Source organism: Pseudomonas sp. Marseille-Q5299, from assembly GCF_943737035.1.
Taxonomy (GTDB): Bacteria; Pseudomonadota; Gammaproteobacteria; order Pseudomonadales; family Pseudomonadaceae; genus Aquipseudomonas; species Aquipseudomonas putida_E.
The window spans coordinates 157,985-174,306 of sequence record NZ_CALSFR010000005.1; the positions used below are offsets into that span (position 1 = coordinate 157,985).

The following is a 16,322-nucleotide window of genomic DNA, read 5'->3' on the forward strand; positions in this document are numbered from 1 at the left end:
TTTTAGGCCCGCTTAGCGGCGGCGACCACTGATGCGCACCCAGCCGTCGCGCACGACGATCGGGTCCAGCTCGAAGTCGGCGGCGTAGGCCGCGGCGACCTCCTCACCCTGTTCGGCAAGGATGCCAGACAACGCGAGCAGGCCACCTGGGCGTACCAGGCCGGACAGCTGCGGCGCCAGCGAGACCAAAGGGCCAGCCAGGATATTGGCGACCAGCACGTCGGCCTGCATGGCCGGCATATGCTCGGGCAGGTACAGCGCCAGCTTCTCGTCGGCGACGCCATTGCGCTGGGCGTTGTCACGCGAGGCTTCGATGGCCTGCACGTCGATGTCGGTACCGACCGCTTCGCGTGCGCCCAACAACAATGCAGCGATGGCCAGAATGCCCGAGCCGCAGCCGAAGTCCAGCACCTGGGTGCCTTCGAGCTGTTGGCCGTCGAGCCATTCCAGGCACAGGGCGGTGGTCGGGTGGGTGCCGGTGCCGAAGGCCAGGCCAGGGTCAAGCAGCAGGTTGACTGCGTCCTTTTCCGGCGCTTCGTGCCAGCTTGGCACGATCCACAGGCGGCGGCCGAAGCGCATTGGCTGGAAGTTGTCCATCCAGCTGCGTTCCCAATCCTGATCTTCGATCACTTCGGCCTGGTGTTCCGGCAGCTGCGCACCGGTCAGCAGGCGCAGGTGAGCGAATACCTGCTCAGGGTCGGCGTCCGCCTCGAACAGTGCCAGCAGGTGCGTGTGCGACCACAGCGGCGTGGTGTTGAGGTCGGGTTCGAAGATGGGCTGGTCTTCGGCGTCCATGAACGTGACCGATACGGCGCCGACTTCGAGCAGGGCGTCTTCGTAGGTTTCGGCTTGTTCCGGGCTGATGGCCAGGCGTACTTGCAGCCAAGGCATGGCGGGCACCTTTGGTAAATCGAGAGGGGCAGCCCGAGGCTGCGCGAAGGCTGGCAGTTTACGCGAGTGCGGTGTGTTTGTGGATGACTTGAGGGGCTGCCTTGCAGGCCAATCGCCGGCGAGCCGGGTCCAACGGGCTCTTCACTGTTTTTCAGTGCACTGATCTGACTGTAGGCGCAGGTTTGCCAGCGATCGGGCCGGTAAACGTGGTAACGCATAACCGATGGTCTGAGAGCAGCCCTACAAAAAAGAACCCCGGCACAGGGCCGGGGTTCTTCGCTGCATCACGCTAACGCGATCACTCCTGGTTGGCCAGTTTGTGCTCGAGGTAGTGGATGTTCACGCCGCCTTTGCAGAAACCTTCATCACGCACCAGGTCGCGGTGCAGCGGGATGTTGGTCTTGATGCCGTCGACGACGATCTCGTCCAGGGCATTGCGCATGCGCGCCATGGCTTCGTCGCGGTCCTTGCCGTAGGTGATCAGCTTGCCGATCAGCGAGTCGTAGTTCGGCGGAACCGAATAACCGCTGTACAGGTGCGAATCGACGCGAACGCCGTTGCCACCCGGGGCGTGGAAGTGCTTGACCTTGCCTGGGCTCGGAATGAACTTCTTCGGGTCTTCGGCGTTGATCCGGCACTCCAGCGAGTGGCCGCGGATCACCACGTCTTCCTGACGGATCGACAGCTTGTTGCCAGCGGCGATGCTGAGCATCTCCTTGACGATGTCGATACCGGTGACCATCTCCGAAACCGGGTGCTCAACCTGCACACGGGTGTTCATTTCGATGAAGTAGAAACGGCCGTTTTCGTACAGGAACTCGAAAGTACCGGCGCCACGGTAGCCGATCTCGACGCACGCATCGACGCAACGCTTGAAGACTTCCTGGCGGGCCTTCTCGTCGATGCCCGGGGCAGGCGCTTCTTCAAGTACCTTCTGGTGACGACGCTGCAGCGAGCAGTCGCGGTCGCCCAGGTGGATGGCGTTGCCTTGGCCGTCGGACAGCACCTGAACTTCCACGTGGCGTGGGTTGGTCAGGAACTTCTCCAGGTAGACCATCGGGTTGCCGAAGGCTGCACCGGCTTCGGTACGGGTGAGCTTGGCCGAGGCGATCAGGTCCTCTTCCTTGTGCACCACGCGCATACCGCGACCACCACCACCACCGGCGGCCTTGATGATCACCGGGTAGCCGACATCACGCGCGATCGCCAGGGCGACCTCTTCGTCTTCCGGCAGCGGGCCATCGGAGCCCGGTACGGTCGGTACGCCGGTCTTGATCATCGCGTCCTTGGCCGAAACCTTGTCGCCCATCAGGCGAATGGTGTCGGCGCGCGGGCCGATGAAGGCGAAACCGGACTTCTCCACCTGCTCGGCGAAGTCGGCGTTTTCCGCGAGGAAGCCGTAACCCGGGTGGATGGCGGTAGCGCCTGTCACTTCAGCGGCGGCGATGATCGCCGGGATGTGCAGGTACGAATCTTTGGACGAAGCAGGACCAATGCAGACCGACTCGTCTGCCAGGCCCAGGTGCATCAGTTCGCGGTCGGCCGTGGAGTGCACGGCGACGGTCTTGATGCCCAGTTCTTTGCAGGCACGCAGGATCCGCAGGGCAATTTCCCCGCGGTTGGCGATCAGGACTTTTTCCAGCTTCCCAGACATCGTTGGCTCTCCGCGAATCAAACGATGGTGAACAGCGGCTGGTCGAACTCAACCGGCTGACCGTCTTCCACCAGGATGGCGTCGATAACGCCGCCGACATCGGCTTCGATGTGGTTCATCATCTTCATCGCTTCGACGATGCACAGGGTGTCGCCTTTCTTCACGCTCTGGCCAACTTCAGCGAAGTTCGGCGAGGTCGGCGAAGGCTTGCGGTAGAAGGTACCGACCATTGGCGAACGGATCACGGTGCCTTTGAGGGCCGGGGCAGCGGCGGCAGCTTCGGCAACCGGGGCAGCAGCGGCCGGAGCAGCTACAGGCGCGGCAGCCATTGGCGCAGGTGCGTAGAACTGTTGAGCGGCTGGGGTCTTGCTGTGACGGCTGATACGGACCGACTCTTCGCCTTCCTTGATCTCCAGTTCGTCGATGCCAGACTCTTCCAGCAGCTCGATCAGTTTCTTGACTTTACGGATATCCATTAATCATCAACTCCCAAAGGTTCGGTCAGGGGGCATTAAGTTAAAAACGTATCTGAAACGTTTTTCTCGAACCCCGGCCCACTCAGGCCAGGGCTTCTATCATCAGGGCTGTGCGTTGGCAGCCAGTTGTTCCAGTGCGGCCTCCAGGGCCAGGCGATACCCGCTGGCGCCCAGGCCGCAGATCACCCCTACGGCTACATCGGAGAAGTAGGAGTGGTGACGGAACGGTTCGCGTTTGTGCACGTTGGACAGGTGCACTTCGATGAATGGGATGCTCACCGAAAGCAATGCGTCACGTAATGCGACGCTTGTGTGGGTGAAAGCAGCCGGATTGATCAGGATGAAGTCCACACCCTCGTTGCGTGCGGCGTGAATACGGTCGATCAGCTCGTACTCGGCATTGCTCTGCAGGTACTGCAGGTGATGGCCTGCGGCGCGGGCGCGCTGTTCCAGGTCCTGGTTGATCTGGGCCAGGGTCACGGCGCCGTAGTGGCCCGGTTCGCGGAGCCCGAGCATGTTCAGGTTGGGGCCGTGAAGCACCAGTAGCGTTGCCATCTGCAGATTCCTTGGATTTGTAGGGCAATTCGACACAGCGCGGCGAGTGTGCCGTAAAGCGACGGCAAGTGTCCAGTTCCCGGCAATAGCCAGCACGATGTCCGAGGTTCGCGCGAAGTATGTGACCAAATATTAAAATCTGGTCACTCGTTCGCAGAAATATGCCAGCACGCGGGAAGTTATAGACCGAGTTTGCCGCGCACGCGCGCCAGAACACCCGCAAATTCGGCGGCGTTTATCTCGCCAATGACCCGATCGGTGGTCATTTCGCTGCCGTTCGCGGCAAAGAACAACAGTGCAGGCGGGCCGAACAGCTGGTAGCGGTCGAGCAGGGTACGTTGCTCGGCGTTGCTTTCGGTGATGTCGAAACGCAGCAACTTGAATGCGCCCAGTTGCGGTTGGACCTGCGCTGCGTTGAGTACTTCATGCTCGATGACTTTGCAGCTGATGCACCAGTCGGCGTACCAGTCGAGCAAGACCGGCTGCCCCGCAGCTTTCGCCTCGGCCAGGGCCGCGTCAAGTGCGGCCGGCGTAGTGACGGTTTGCCAGGCATCCACCGAAGCTGCCGGGCCACTGCCGACGGTTGTCGGCGTTGGCGCAGGCAATGGGCGCAGCGGGTCGCCCTGGCCATTGAGGGCGCCGTACCAGCAGGCCAGGCCGTAGACCAGCAGGGCCAGGCCCAGCAGTTGCGCCAGGCGTTGGCGTGGCGCCTTGACCACGAACTCCAGCGCACCGAGGAAAACGGCTACGCCCACGCTCAGGAAACCGACCAGCAACAAGGTTGCCGGCCCCGGCAGCACGCGGCTGAGCAGGCCGATGGCGAGGCCCAGCAGCAACACACCAATAGCGTTTTTCACGGTGTTCAGCCAAGGCCCGCTCTTTGGCAGCCAGGCCGCGCCCCCAGTAGCTACCAGCAACAATGGCGCGCCCATGCCCAGGCCGAGGGCAAACAACTTGAGTGCGCCACCCAGGGCGTCACCGCTGGCACTGATATACAGCAAGGCGCCGGCCAATGGTGCCGAGACGCACGGCGAAACCAGCAGGCTGGACAGCACGCCCAGCACTGCTGCACCCAGCAGCGAGCCGCCCTTGGTGCGGTGGGCGAGCGTGTCCAGGCGATTGTTCAAGGCCTGTGGCAGTTTGAGTTCGAACAGGCCGAACATGGCCAGTGCGAACAGCACGAAGAACAGCGCGAAAGGCACCAGTACCCAAGCCGATTGCAGCCGCGCCTGCAGGTTCAGGCCTGCACCGAACAGGCCCATCAGCGCCCCCAGCAGGGCGAAACTGGCGGCCATGGCCAGCACATAGGCCAGCGACAGGGCCAGGCCGCGCAGGCCGGCGACCTGGCCGCGCAGGACCACGCCAGAGAGGATCGGCAGCATTGGCAGCACGCAGGGCGTGAAGGTCAGGCCGACCCCGGCGAGGAAGAACAGCAGCAACGATTTCCAGCTCCAGCCTTGCTCGCTGGCCGTCGCCGGGGCGTCGGCCGTGCTCCCCCCTGCGCCGTCGATGCTCAGGCGTGCCGTCTCTGGTGGGTAGCACAGGCCCTTGTCGGCACAGCCCTGGTAGCCGACCAGCAGGGTGAATGCGCGGGCGTCGGTGCGCGGCAGTTCGATGTCGAGCACCCCGTGGTAGACCTCGACGTCGCCGAAGAACTCATCGTGCTTGGCCTCGCCCTTGGGAATGTTCGGCGAACCCAGGGTGATGTCTGCCGGTTCGCTGCGGAACTGGAAGCGATGGCGGTAGAGGTAATAGCCGTCGGTGGCGACGAAGCGCAGTTTGATGGTGTGCGCATCGGCCTGGACCAGGCTGAGCTTGAAGGCTTCATGTACGGGCAAAAAGTCTGCGCTGTTGCTCAGCGAGGCGGCGCCGAGGGTGGCGCTGGGGCGGTTGTCGAGCAGGCCCGTGGCGAAGGCAGGGCTGGCCAGCAGCAGGAACAGCAGGAAAAACAGGCGGCGCATGGCGGACTCGCGAGGTGGAACGTGCCCGGCATGATAGCGGAGTTGGCCTTGGTTGGGGGGCAGTGCAGGCAAACGATCACAGCCTGAAGGCCCGCACCGCACGGTTCAGCTCGCCGCCAAGGGTCAGCAATTGCTCGCCCTGCTCGCGCCCTTCACCGATGCGCTGCAGGTTGTCTTCACCCAGCTCATGAATCCGCTCGCTGTGCCCTCGAATCTCGCTCACCGCATCACTCTGCTGCGCCGTGACGTCGGCAATGCGCACTGCAGTATCGGCGATGGTGCGGATCGCGTTGACGATCTCGTCCAGCGCGCCATCGGCAGCCTGAGCCTGGTCAGCTGTGGCTTGCGCATGTTCCAGTTGCGCCCGCATACCTGTCACCGACTCCCGTGCCGCCTGTTGCAGCCGGTCGATCAAGGCCTGGATCTCGCCAGTGGCGCCTGTGGTGCGTTGTGCCAGCGAGCGTACTTCGTCTGCAACCACGGCAAAGCCGCGGCCCATTTCGCCCGCGCGGGCGGCTTCGATGGCGGCGTTCAATGCCAGCAGGTTGGTCTGCTCGGCGATCGATCTGATCACGGTGAGCACACCGCCGATGGTGGCCGACTCCTCGGCCAGCTGTTCGATCATGCGGGCATTGCCCTGCACCTCATCGACCAGCGTGCGCAGCCCGCCAAGGCTCTGGCCGATCACCGTCTGGCCTTGCTCCACGGCGCGGCCGGCATCGCGGCTGGCATCGGCCGCGGAGCTGGCATCATCAGCCACCTGCAAAATGGTGGCTTCCAGTTCGCCCAGCGCATCGCGGATCTGCCCGGTGTCACCGGCCTGGCGCTCTGCGCCGTCATGCAGGGCGGCGCTCATGCCGGCCAGTGCGTGGCTGCTGCCGGCCACCTGCTCGGCGTTGTGGCGGATGGTGCCGACCAGCTCCACCAGGTACTGGCGCAGGCGGTTGAGCGATTCCTGGATGTCGTGCAGCTCGCGGTTTGTCTTGCCCAGGGCGATGGGGGCGGCGAAATCGCCTTCGGCCCATCGCGACAGGGCCGGGGCCAGGCCGGTCAGGGTGCGCGTCAGCCGCCGCTGCAATGTGTCGATGAGCAGGGCGATCAGCAGGATCAGGCCGATCATCAGGCCCTGGATAAGGCGCACTTCGCTGGCGATACGGGCGTGCTGGCCGCGCACTTCAGGCTCAAGGCTGGCAATGGCTTTTTGCACGGCGTCGAGCCGTTCATTGGTGCTGGCGGCCAGGGCTGTGCGCCGCTCGATCTGTTCGCGGGTGCGTTGCAGTTCGCCAGGGTAGCGGTTGAGCAGGCTCTGCAGTTCGCGCTTGAGGCCAACGGCAACGTCTTCCTGTTGCCCGGCGGCCTGCGTTTCCAGGCCCATCATGGCGGCGAAATCATCAGCGTTGGATTCGGCGGCGCGGGTCACGCCCAGCAACGGCAGGTTGTCGATGACCTGAGCCTGGGCGCGGATCAGTTGCAGCTCGCGTTCTACCTCGTCGGCCAGCTCGGCGCGGCCGCTGCTGACCAGTTTGTCACGGGCCAGCGACAGGCGGCCCAGGTGTACGCTGGCGTCGAGCAGCGGCAGCAGATAACCGCTCGCCTCGCTGCTGGCGCTGTCGCGGGCATAGCCGGCCAGTTGTTCGAAATTGGCGCCTAGTTCACGTTCGGCCTGCAACAGCAGGGCTTGAGGGTCGCCGGCCAGTTTGCCGGCCGCGAGCAGCTCGTTGGCGGTGAAGGCTTGCAGGGTATCAAGGCTTGGGCGCAATTGGCCGGCCAGCTCTTCAGGCCAGTCGGCCAGTGCCTGCCCAAGCTGTTGGTTGGCCTCCAGCGCCGCCGCATGGCGCAGGGCGTCGCCGCTGCCCAGATAAGCCTGGATGTTGCGCGCGGCCTGGTTCTGGAACTGCTGCGACAGGCCCAGATAGCGTTCCATCAATTGATAGGGGCGCTCCAGGGCGCGCTGCGACCACCAAAGGGTCGCGCCCAGAGCGATACACACGGTCACCAGCAACAGGGTGTTGAAATTGGTCAGCCACTTCAGGCGCATAGCCGCGAACTTCCTGCGGGGGTGGAGGGGTAGGTGCCTGAAGTTATTGCTATTTTGTGACGGGGTGATGACGATGGTGGCTTAACGCTATCTAATGGGCGCGGGCCGGCCGGCTAAGGCTCGACCCGCACCACACAGTTGCGCCCCGCATGCTTGGCCCGATACAGCGCCTCGTCAGCGGTGCTGGCCATGCTCAATGCATCGAGCTCATCGTCCAGCTGCACCACCCCGGCACTGAACGTGCACCGCAGGTCGCAAGGCTGTGCCGGGTAGAGGATTTCGGCGAAGCGCCGGCGAATCTCGTCGAGCACCTTGTGCGCGGCATCCAGTGCGGTGTTGGGCATGACGATGGCGAACTCCTCGCCGCCATAGCGGCCGATGAAGTCGGTCTTGCGCAGCCGTTGCTTGAGAAAAAGCGCCAGGCTTTTGATAACCCGATCACCCATGGGGTGGCCATGGCGGTCGTTGATCTTCTTGAAGTGGTCGATGTCGAGCATGGCAAAGCTGAGCGGCTGGCCCTCGCGACGGGCGCGAAAGCTGCAATCTTCCAGCAATTGCAGGATGTGCGTGTGGTTGTACAGGCCGGTAAGGCTGTCGCGGACCATGCGCGACTTGAGGTGGCGCGCTCGGGCAGCACGGTTGCGCACAGTGGTGATCAGATGGCGCGAGCGGATCGGTTTGGTCAGAAAGTCGTCGCCGCCCTCGCTCATGGCGTCGAGCTGTTTGTCCAGGTCGTCCTCGGCGGACAGGTAGATGATGGGTACGCTGACGTAGCGGTCGTTGTGGCGGATCACTTTGGCCAGTTCCGGGCCCGAGCAGGCTGGCATGTACAGGTCGAGAATGATCAGGTCGGGCTGGAACTCGGCCAACTCGGCCATGGCGCGGATCGGGTCGGTCAGGCTGCGGGTGATCATGCCGGCGCTGCCCAGCACGCGTTCGGTGTGCAGTGCCTGGGTGCGCGAGTCGTCGATGATCAGCACGCGCAGCGGTTCAAGAGGCGCGGTGCTGGTCATGATCTCGAGCTTCTCAAGCAGGCTGGAGGCTTCCAGTGTGCCGGTGAGAAATGCTTGACCACCTGCGCGTACTGCGGCCAGGCGCGTTGGCGTGTCGGCTTCGTGCAGGCTGAAGAACAGCAGCGGGATCGGCTGCTCCAGACCCGACTGCGCCTGTGCCGCCAGTTGCATGCCGCAACCTGGCCCGCTGAAGTCGACATCCATCACGATGGCAGAGGGTGCCTGCTCGGCCACTGACGCCAGCAAAGCGTCGACGCTGAACAGCGCTTGCACGCTCAGGCCGAAGAACTCCAGTTGCTGGGCCAGACGCTCGGCGCGCTCATGGTCGCGCAGCAGCAGATACACCGGCCTGCGGGCAGGTGGCAACGTCAGCTGATCAAGTTGGTCGCCCTGGCGCAAACGAGTGCGCGACAGGCGTTGCAACAGGTGATCGAGCTCCTGCTTGAGGCGCTCTTGGCTCGGCTCCGCGGCTTGGGTCATGTCCTGACTACTTATTAGTGGGATATGCAGGTGCGATGATGGCTCTATGCTAGCAGCTCTTTCCAGGCATGCGAGTGCGCGGGATCAACAAAGCGTTGATGACGAATATTCAGTTGCTGACCGATTGGTCGCTTATGCGTACGGTGGTGTCTGCTTTATAGTGCAGCAACGTGGGCTTGCCGTGGCACCCTGGCACTGGCCTGTGGTCAAAAGCCCTGAACCGTCGTGACTGATAAGGACAAAGCCATGCTGGACTGGAAAAACCGCGAGGCCAAGGCCGAGCCCCGTGAGCGTGTCGATGGCCGCGGTGCTGCCGCCCGTAGCTATGTGGGTGGCCTCTGGAGCCGAGCCCTGGGGACCCTGATCGGGTTGTACCTGCTGGTCTGCATCGGGCTGGGCTGGTACTGGAGCCAGGAACCGGAGCTGTTCCCGGTGCAGCAGAATGCCCAGGCAGCAGCCGAGCGCAACGGCCAGCAGATGGTGATTGGTTACACCACCATCGAAACGCTCAAGACTGTGGCCGAAACCCTGCTGAACAAGCCGGGCGGCTACATTTCCAACGATCGCTTCCCGCCGGGGCTGTGGATGGACAACATGCCGAGCTGGGAATACGGCGTGCTGGTCCAGGTGCGTGACCTGTCCCGCGCTTTGCGCAAAGACTTCGCCCGCTCGCAGTCGCAGTCCACCGAGGACGCCGACCTTGCCAAGGCCGAGCCGCGCTTCAACTTCGACAACAAGAGCTGGATCCTGCCATCGAGCGAATCGGAGTTCGAAGAGGGCATCAAATCGCTCGCCCGCTACCAGACCCGCCTGGCGGCTGGCGACAAGGGTGCGATCTTCTATACCCGTGCCGACAACCTGAACAACTGGCTGGGCGATGTCGCCACGCGCCTGGGTTCGCTGTCGCAGCGCCTGTCGGCAAGTGTTGGCCGGGTCAAGCTCAATACCACCCTGAAGACCGAATCGGTGGTTGCTGGCCAAGCGCCGCAGGTGGACGAGGAGGTGGTGGAAACGCCTTGGCTGCAGATCGACAACGTGTTCTACGAAGCCCGCGGCCAGGCTTGGGCGCTGTCGCACCTGCTGCGTGCCATCGAAGTGGACTTCGCTGACGTGCTGGCGAAGAAGAATGCCACCGTCAGCGTGCGCCAGATCATTCGTGAACTGGAGGCGTCGCAGGAAGCGTTGTGGAGCCCGATGGTGCTCAACGGCAGCGGCTTCGGCATGTGGGCCAACCACTCGCTGGTCATGGCCAACTATATTTCGCGGGCCAACGCGGCGGTCATCGACCTGCGTCAACTGTTGTCGCAGGGTTGAACATGGCTATAAGCCCCAACGAGGCCGCCCACCGGGCGGCTTCCGACCGCGAACTGGTCGCCTGGGTGGACGAAGCCGACCAGGTGCTTGGTGCGCTGCCCAGGGCGGAGCTTCGCGAGCGTGGTCTGATTGGCCGCTGTACCTTCATTCTGCTGTTCAATGGCGCCGGTGAGTTATGCGTACACCGGCGCACCTTGAGCAAGGCGCTGTATCCGGGCTATTGGGATGTGGCCGCAGGCGGCATGGTGGCGGCGGGGGAGGCGTATGCCGACTCGGCGGCCCGTGAACTGGCCGAGGAGTTGGGCATCGAGGGCGCCGAGTTGCGTTTCCACGAACGGTTCTACTTCGACCAGCCCGACAACCGGTTATGGTGCGCGGTGTATTCGGCAGTGTCGGACGCGCCGCTGCGGTTGCAGCCTGAAGAGGTGAGCGAGGCGAGGTTCATCAGCCTCGCCCAGGCTGAGGCAGAAAGCCTCAGCAAGCCCTACTGTCCGGACTCGTTGGCGGCGCTGCAGCGGTACAAGGTCAGTCTGGGCTAAGGCTGGGGCCGCTTTGCGGTCCCAGGTCCCATGAGTCGCAAATCTTTCGCAAAATGGCGCATTCCGGTACTTAGCAATCACCTGATTTATCGTTACACTGCGCGCCCTTTTCGGGCTGTTGCAGGATCTTGCGGCAGTAGCGCCGCCCCTGCCAGAGTGGGGCTTCGCGGTCGGCTCCTGCCGACCAGTTTTTGTCCTCAGCACAGAGGAACAAAAGTGGCCAAGAAAGCTTCTTCCTTTTCCGCCCTTGGCGGTCTCGTGTTTTCCACCGACGCCGGTCGGCACTGCCCCGACTGTAGCCAGCCGGTGGATGCCTGCATCTGCAAGCAGCAAACCATCCCCGAAGGCGACGGCATCGCCCGTGTTCGCCGTGAGAGCAAAGGCCGTGGCGGCAAGACCGTGACCACTGTCACCGGCGTGCCGCTGCCGCCAGACCAGCTCAAGGAGCTGGCCACCACCCTCAAGCGCCGCTGCGGTACCGGCGGTGCCCTGAAGGACGGGGTTATCGAGATCCAGGGCGACCATGTCGAGCTGTTGATCGGCGAGCTGACCAAACAGGGTTTCAAGACGAAAAAGTCCGGGGGCTGAGGCCATCACGCGATTTTTTGCCCAGCGCTTTCTAAACTCGTTCCCGTGACCAGGGTCTATTGCTGGGCACGGATGAATCGTCATTTCCAGCTTTTACACTGCGCCCGCCACCATGTGGGGCAGTGTTTTCGACTTTATAGGGGACTTGAATGTCCGTACGACGCACACGCAAAGACGATGGTAGCCAATGGACCGTGGCCGACAGCCGCAGTGTTTATGGTATCCGCCATTGGGGCGCTGGTTATTTCGCCATCAATGAAGCCGGGCGCGTCGAAGTGCGCCCCAACGGCCCTCAGAGCGCGCCGATCGACTTGTTCGAGCAGGTCGATGAGCTGCGCCAGAGCGGCTTGTCGCTGCCGCTGCTGGTACGCTTCCCCGACATTCTGCAGGACCGCGTGCGCCAGTTGACTGGTGCCTTCGACGCCAACATCGCGCGCCTTGAGTACCAGAGCCAGTACACCGCGCTGTATCCGATCAAGGTCAACCAGCAGGAAGCGGTGGTAGAGAACATCATCGCCACGCAGAACGTTTCCATCGGCCTGGAGGCAGGTTCCAAGCCTGAACTGCTGGCGGTGCTGGCGCTGGCGCCGAAGGGCGGCACCATCGTCTGCAACGGCTACAAGGACCGCGAGTTCATCCGCCTGGCGCTGATGGGCCAGAAGCTCGGCCACAATGTGTTCATCGTCATCGAGAAAGAGTCCGAAGTGGCGCTGGTGATCGAAGAGGCCGCCGAGCTCAAGGTCAAGCCGCAGGTTGGGCTGCGCGTTCGCCTGTCGTCGCTGGCTTCGAGCAAGTGGGCAGACACCGGTGGCGAGAAGTCCAAGTTCGGCCTGTCGGCTGCCCAGTTGATTTCGGTCGTGCAGCGCTTCCGCGATGCCGGGCTGGACCAGGGCATCCGCCTGCTGCACTTCCACATGGGTTCGCAGATCGCCAACCTGGCCGACTACCAGCATGGCTTCAAGGAAGCCATCCGCTACTACGGCGAGCTGCGTGCCCTGGGCCTGCCGGTCGACCATATCGACGTGGGCGGTGGCCTGGGTGTGGACTACGACGGCACCCACTCGCGCAACGCCAGTTCGATCAACTACGACATGGACGACTATGCCGGCGTGGTGGTGGGCATGCTCAAGGAGTTCTGCGACGCGCAGGGCTTGCCGCATCCGCACATTTTCTCCGAGAGTGGCCGTTCGCTGACTGCGCACCACGCCATGCTGGTGATCCAGGTGACCGACGTCGAGAAACACAACGACGACGTGCCGACCATCGAAAACAAGGAAAGCCTGCCCGAGACCGTGCAGTGGCTGGCCGACCTGCTCGGCCCGACCGACATCGAGATGGTCACCGAGACCTACTGGCGCGCCACACACTACATGGGAGACGTGGCAGCGCAATATGCCGATGGCAAGATCAGCCTGGCCGAAAAGGCCCTGGCCGAGCAGTGCTACTTCGCCGTGTGCCGTCGCCTGCACAACTCGCTCAAGGCCCGCCAGCGCTCGCACCGCCAGGTGCTGGACGAACTGAACGACAAGCTGGCCGACAAGTACATCTGCAACTTCTCGGTGTTCCAGAGCCTGCCGGACACCTGGGCCATCGGCCAGGTGCTGCCGATCATCCCGTTGCACCGTCTGGACGAAGAGCCGCTGCGCCGTGCAGTGCTGCAGGACCTGACCTGCGACTCCGACGGCAAGATCAACCAGTACGTCGACGAGCAGAGCATCGAGACCAGCATGCCGGTGCACTCGCTCAAGGACGGTGAGGACTACCTGCTGGGCGTGTTCCTGGTCGGTGCCTACCAGGAAATTCTCGGTGACATGCACAACCTGTTCGGTGATACCGACTCGGTGAACATTTACCAGAACGCCGATGGCAGCGTGTTCCACGCCGGTATCGAGACCCACGACACCATCGAAGACATGTTGCGCTATGTGCACCTGTCGCCGGAGGAGTTGATGACCCACTACCGCGACAAGGTGGCCAGCGCCAAGATCAGCGCCCGAGAGCGTACCCAGTTCCTCGATGCACTGCGCCTGGGGCTGACCCGGTCTTCCTACCTGTCGTCGTGATTGTCACGGCCGCTCCTGCTACCCCCGTAGGAGCGGCCTTGCGTCGCGAATGAGGGCGCAGCCCTCACCGGTGTCACATCAGGAAAAGGAACAAACGTACCCGGCTGCATGGGGCTGACTACCGTTGAACGCAATGTTCAAGGGATACCGACATGGACCGTCAAGGCAATCACCGTTTGCGCAAAGGCCGCCACTCGGAGCAGGGGAGGCTGTATCTATTAACAACGGTTACCCGCAATCGCGCTCCAATCTTCAAGAATCTTCCTTTCGCCCGAGCCGCCATTCAACAGTTGCGGCTAAGCGATCAGGAAGCGTGCTGTCGAACGCTGGCGTGGGTCTTGATGCCAGATCATCTGCACTGGCTGATCGAGCTAGGCCACGGAACGCTTGGCGAATTGATGTGCGCATTCAAATCTCGAAGAAGTTGCGCGCTTTATCGAGCGGATCTGATAGGCGTCATATCTGGCAACCTGGCTTCCATGACCGAGCGTTACGGCGTGAGCAGGACATCAGGGCCGTTGCTCGATACATCATCGCCAACCCAATCCGTGCCGGACTGGTACAGCGTGCTGGCGAGTATTCTCACTGGGATTGTGTGTGGCTGTGAGTATGCAGATGAGGGCTGCGCCCTCATTTCGCGACACAAGGCCGCTCCTACAGCGGTACCGCGTCGCCTGTAGGAGCGGCCTTGCGTCGCGAAAGGGCTGCAAGGCAGCCCCAGCATCAGTGAATCCACAGTCTTTTTCGTTGCAGGCGCCAACCCACCCATCCCAACGTCAGCGCCCGCAACGCCATGAACCCGAGAAACGCAAACCACAACCCGTGGTTGCCAAACCCACTCCAATCCGTGCCGGACTGGTACAGCGTGCTGGCGAGTATTCTCACTGGGATTGTGTGTGGCTGTGAGTATGCAGATGAGGGCTGCGCCCTCATTTCGCGACACAAGGCCGCTCCTACAGCGGTACCGCGTCGCCTGTAGGAGCGGCCTTGCGTCGCGAAAGGGCTGCAAGGCAGCCCCAGCATCAGTGAATCCACAGTCTTTTTCGTTGCAGGCGCCAACCCACCCATCCCAACGTCAGCGCCCGCAACGCCATGAACCCGAGAAACGCAAACCACAACCCGTGGTTGCCAAACCCACTCCAATCCGTGCCGGACTGGTACAGCGTGCTGGCGAGTATTCTCACTGGGATTGTGTGTGGCTGTGAGTATGCAGATGAGGGCTGCGCCCTCATTTCGCGACACAAGGCCGCTCCTACAGCGGTACCGCGTCGCCTGTAGGAGCGGCCTTGCGTCGCGAAAGGGCTGCAAGGCAGCCCCAGCATCAGTGAATCCACAGTCCTTTTCGTTGCAGGCGCCAGCCCACCCATCCCAACGTCACCGCCCGCAACGCCATGAACCCGAGAAACGCCAACCACAAACCGTGGTTGCCAAAGCCACTCATGGCCCACGCCAGCGGCAATGCAACCAGCACCGAAACCAGCATTGCATTGCGCATCTCCCGCGCCCGCGTGGCACCGATGAACAGGCCGTCCAGCAAGTAACTCCACACCGCTACCAATGGCAGTACCGCCAGGTACGGCAGGTACGGATAGGCGGCCGCGCGTACACTCTCGATATCGGTCTGCAGGTCGATGAACAAATGCCCGGCCAGCAGGAACAGCCCGGCAAAACCCAGACTGGTAATCAATGACCATCCACAGGCCACCACCAGCGAGCGGCGCAGGGTGTCGCGATCGTGGGCGCCAATGGCATGGCCGCACAGGGCTTCCACCGCATGCGCCAGGCCGTCGAGGGCGTAGGCGGTGAGCAGCAGGCCGTTGAGCAGCAGTGCATTGGCCGCCACCGTGGCCTCGCCCAGTCGCGCGCCTTGCACGGTGATCAGCAGGAACACCAGCTGCAAGGCCAGGCTGCGCAGGAAGATATCGCGGTTGACCGATAGCAACGGCCGCCAGGCTTGCCAGCGCCTGAGTGCCGCCCAGGCGATATGCCCGGGGTAGGCGCGCAGGGCAGGGCGGGTCAGGGCCAGGCCAAGCAGTGCCGCCGCCCACTCGGCGATCACCGACGCCCGCGCCGACCCCAGCACACCCCAATCCAGGCCAAGAACGAACCATAGGTTGAGGCCGATGTTCAGCAGGTTGGTGGTCAGCAATATGGCAAGCGGTGCTCGGGCGTTCTGGGTGCCGAGGAACCAGCCGACCAGCGCGTAGCTGGCCAGCGCCGCCGGCAGGCCGAGCAGGCGGGTATGGAAGAAGGCCTCGGTCGACTGCTGCAAGGCTTGGCTCGGTTGCATCGCGTGCAGCGCCAGTTGGCTGAAGGGCAGGGCGAGCAGGCCGATGAGCAGGGCAAAGCCCACCGCCAGCAGCAGGCCTTGCACCAGGACCTGGCGCAGCGCAGCACCGTCGGCACGCCCCGCGGCCTGGGCAGCGAAGCCGGTGGAGCCCATGCGCAGGAAGCCCATCAGGCCGACCATGAAAGTGAACAGCGTGGCACCCACCGCCACCGCGCCAAGCTGATGGGCGTGGGGCAGGTGACCGATGACCGTGCTGTCTACCAGGGCCACCAAGGGCACCGAGATGTTGGACAAAATCATCGGTGCGGCCAGGGCCCAGACTTTGCGGTGGGTGAGGCGGTGCTGCCAGTCGGTGGCAATTTGCGACATTTGAGTTCCTGGGAAAACAGGCCCGCATAGCGGCCCTTCTGGATCGATAGGCCGCATTCTAACGGCCAGCCACCTGCCGTTGCGCTATAGT

Annotated in this window: 12 protein-coding genes and 1 pseudogene; 5 read left to right on the forward strand and 8 right to left on the reverse strand. The window is 63.2% G+C overall.

The genetic code is table 11. The features are described 5' to 3' along the window. Positions 1–12 precede the first annotated feature (12 nt). The 7 genes from prmA to NGJ21_RS17075 all read right to left on the reverse strand — a co-directional run bounded on the left by prmA (position 13) and on the right by NGJ21_RS17075 (position 9,068). Positions 13–891, reverse strand: a complete 879-nt coding sequence (prmA, locus tag NGJ21_RS17045) for a 50S ribosomal protein L11 methyltransferase (RefSeq protein WP_046787844.1) — start codon at positions 889–891, stop codon at positions 13–15. A 298-nt stretch (positions 892–1,189) separates the two neighbouring features. Continuing rightward, positions 1,190–2,545 (reverse strand): acetyl-CoA carboxylase biotin carboxylase subunit, encoded by a 1,356-nt coding sequence (accC, locus tag NGJ21_RS17050; protein WP_012316407.1) that lies wholly within the window; start codon positions 2,543–2,545, stop codon positions 1,190–1,192. Positions 2,546–2,562: 17 nt separating this feature from the next. Next, entirely contained in the window at positions 2,563–3,021 is a 459-nt protein-coding gene (gene accB / locus NGJ21_RS17055; protein WP_046787845.1) for an acetyl-CoA carboxylase biotin carboxyl carrier protein, read from the reverse strand. A gap of 102 nt (positions 3,022–3,123) precedes the next feature. Beyond that, a complete protein-coding gene (aroQ, locus tag NGJ21_RS17060; RefSeq protein ID WP_012316405.1) occupies positions 3,124–3,576 on the reverse strand; it encodes a type II 3-dehydroquinate dehydratase in 453 nt (150 codons plus the stop codon). Between the two features lie 179 nt (positions 3,577–3,755). After that, positions 3,756–5,537 (reverse strand): protein-disulfide reductase DsbD, encoded by a 1,782-nt coding sequence (locus NGJ21_RS17065; RefSeq protein WP_115273802.1) that lies wholly within the window; start codon positions 5,535–5,537, stop codon positions 3,756–3,758. 76 nt (positions 5,538–5,613) lie between these two features. Next, positions 5,614–7,575, reverse strand: a complete 1,962-nt coding sequence (locus NGJ21_RS17070; RefSeq protein ID WP_119687821.1) for a methyl-accepting chemotaxis protein — start codon at positions 7,573–7,575, stop codon at positions 5,614–5,616. Positions 7,576–7,688: 113 nt separating this feature from the next. Continuing rightward, complete coding sequence (locus tag NGJ21_RS17075; RefSeq protein WP_046787848.1) at positions 7,689–9,068, reverse strand: diguanylate cyclase; 1,380 nt, start codon at positions 9,066–9,068, stop codon at positions 7,689–7,691. A gap of 246 nt (positions 9,069–9,314) precedes the next feature. Here NGJ21_RS17075 and NGJ21_RS17080 point away from each other — a divergent pair, with 246 nt between their 5' ends. The 5 genes and pseudogenes from NGJ21_RS17080 (at position 9,315) to NGJ21_RS17100 (ending at position 14,179) form a co-directional block, all read left to right on the forward strand. Further along, a complete protein-coding gene (locus NGJ21_RS17080) occupies positions 9,315–10,382 on the forward strand; it encodes a DUF2333 family protein (RefSeq protein ID WP_046787849.1) in 1,068 nt (355 codons plus the stop codon). Between the two features lie 2 nt (positions 10,383–10,384). After that, positions 10,385–10,921, forward strand: coding sequence for an NUDIX hydrolase (locus tag NGJ21_RS17085; RefSeq protein ID WP_046787850.1), 537 nt, complete (start codon positions 10,385–10,387; stop codon positions 10,919–10,921). Between the two features lie 216 nt (positions 10,922–11,137). Beyond that, on the forward strand, positions 11,138–11,509 hold the full coding sequence (locus tag NGJ21_RS17090; RefSeq protein ID WP_251962428.1) for a translation initiation factor Sui1: 372 nt from the start codon (positions 11,138–11,140) through the stop codon (positions 11,507–11,509). 149 nt (positions 11,510–11,658) lie between these two features. Then, the gene (speA, locus tag NGJ21_RS17095) at positions 11,659–13,572 is read left to right on the forward strand and encodes an arginine decarboxylase (protein WP_012316398.1); all 1,914 of its coding nucleotides are present in this window, start codon (positions 11,659–11,661) and stop codon (positions 13,570–13,572) included. Positions 13,573–13,724: 152 nt separating this feature from the next. Next, a pseudogene (locus NGJ21_RS17100) lies at positions 13,725–14,179 on the forward strand (REP-associated tyrosine transposase). A gap of 714 nt (positions 14,180–14,893) precedes the next feature. Here the strand turns inward: NGJ21_RS17100 and NGJ21_RS17105 are convergent. Continuing rightward, the gene (locus NGJ21_RS17105; protein WP_251962429.1) at positions 14,894–16,231 is read right to left on the reverse strand and encodes an MATE family efflux transporter; all 1,338 of its coding nucleotides are present in this window, start codon (positions 16,229–16,231) and stop codon (positions 14,894–14,896) included. Between the last annotated feature and the right edge of the window lie 91 nt (positions 16,232–16,322).

Excerpts from the sequence above, each read along its gene's own strand:
- prmA (WP_046787844.1), bottom strand. The coding sequence starts at position 891 with ATGCCTTGGCTGCAAGTACGCCTGGCCATCAGCCCGGAACAAGCCGAA.
- accC (WP_012316407.1), bottom strand. The coding sequence starts at position 2,545 with ATGTCTGGGAAGCTGGAAAAAGTCCTGATCGCCAACCGCGGGGAAATT.
- accB (WP_046787845.1), bottom strand. The coding sequence starts at position 3,021 with ATGGATATCCGTAAAGTCAAGAAACTGATCGAGCTGCTGGAAGAGTCT.
- aroQ (WP_012316405.1), bottom strand. The coding sequence starts at position 3,576 with ATGGCAACGCTACTGGTGCTTCACGGCCCCAACCTGAACATGCTCGGG.
- NGJ21_RS17065 (WP_115273802.1), bottom strand. The coding sequence starts at position 5,537 with ATGCGCCGCCTGTTTTTCCTGCTGTTCCTGCTGCTGGCCAGCCCTGCC.
- NGJ21_RS17070 (WP_119687821.1), bottom strand. The coding sequence starts at position 7,575 with ATGCGCCTGAAGTGGCTGACCAATTTCAACACCCTGTTGCTGGTGACC.
- NGJ21_RS17075 (WP_046787848.1), bottom strand. The coding sequence starts at position 9,068 with ATGACCCAAGCCGCGGAGCCGAGCCAAGAGCGCCTCAAGCAGGAGCTC.
- NGJ21_RS17080 (WP_046787849.1), top strand. The coding sequence starts at position 9,315 with ATGCTGGACTGGAAAAACCGCGAGGCCAAGGCCGAGCCCCGTGAGCGT.
- NGJ21_RS17085 (WP_046787850.1), top strand. The coding sequence starts at position 10,385 with ATGGCTATAAGCCCCAACGAGGCCGCCCACCGGGCGGCTTCCGACCGC.
- speA (WP_012316398.1), top strand. The coding sequence starts at position 11,659 with ATGTCCGTACGACGCACACGCAAAGACGATGGTAGCCAATGGACCGTG.
- NGJ21_RS17105 (WP_251962429.1), bottom strand. The coding sequence starts at position 16,231 with ATGTCGCAAATTGCCACCGACTGGCAGCACCGCCTCACCCACCGCAAA.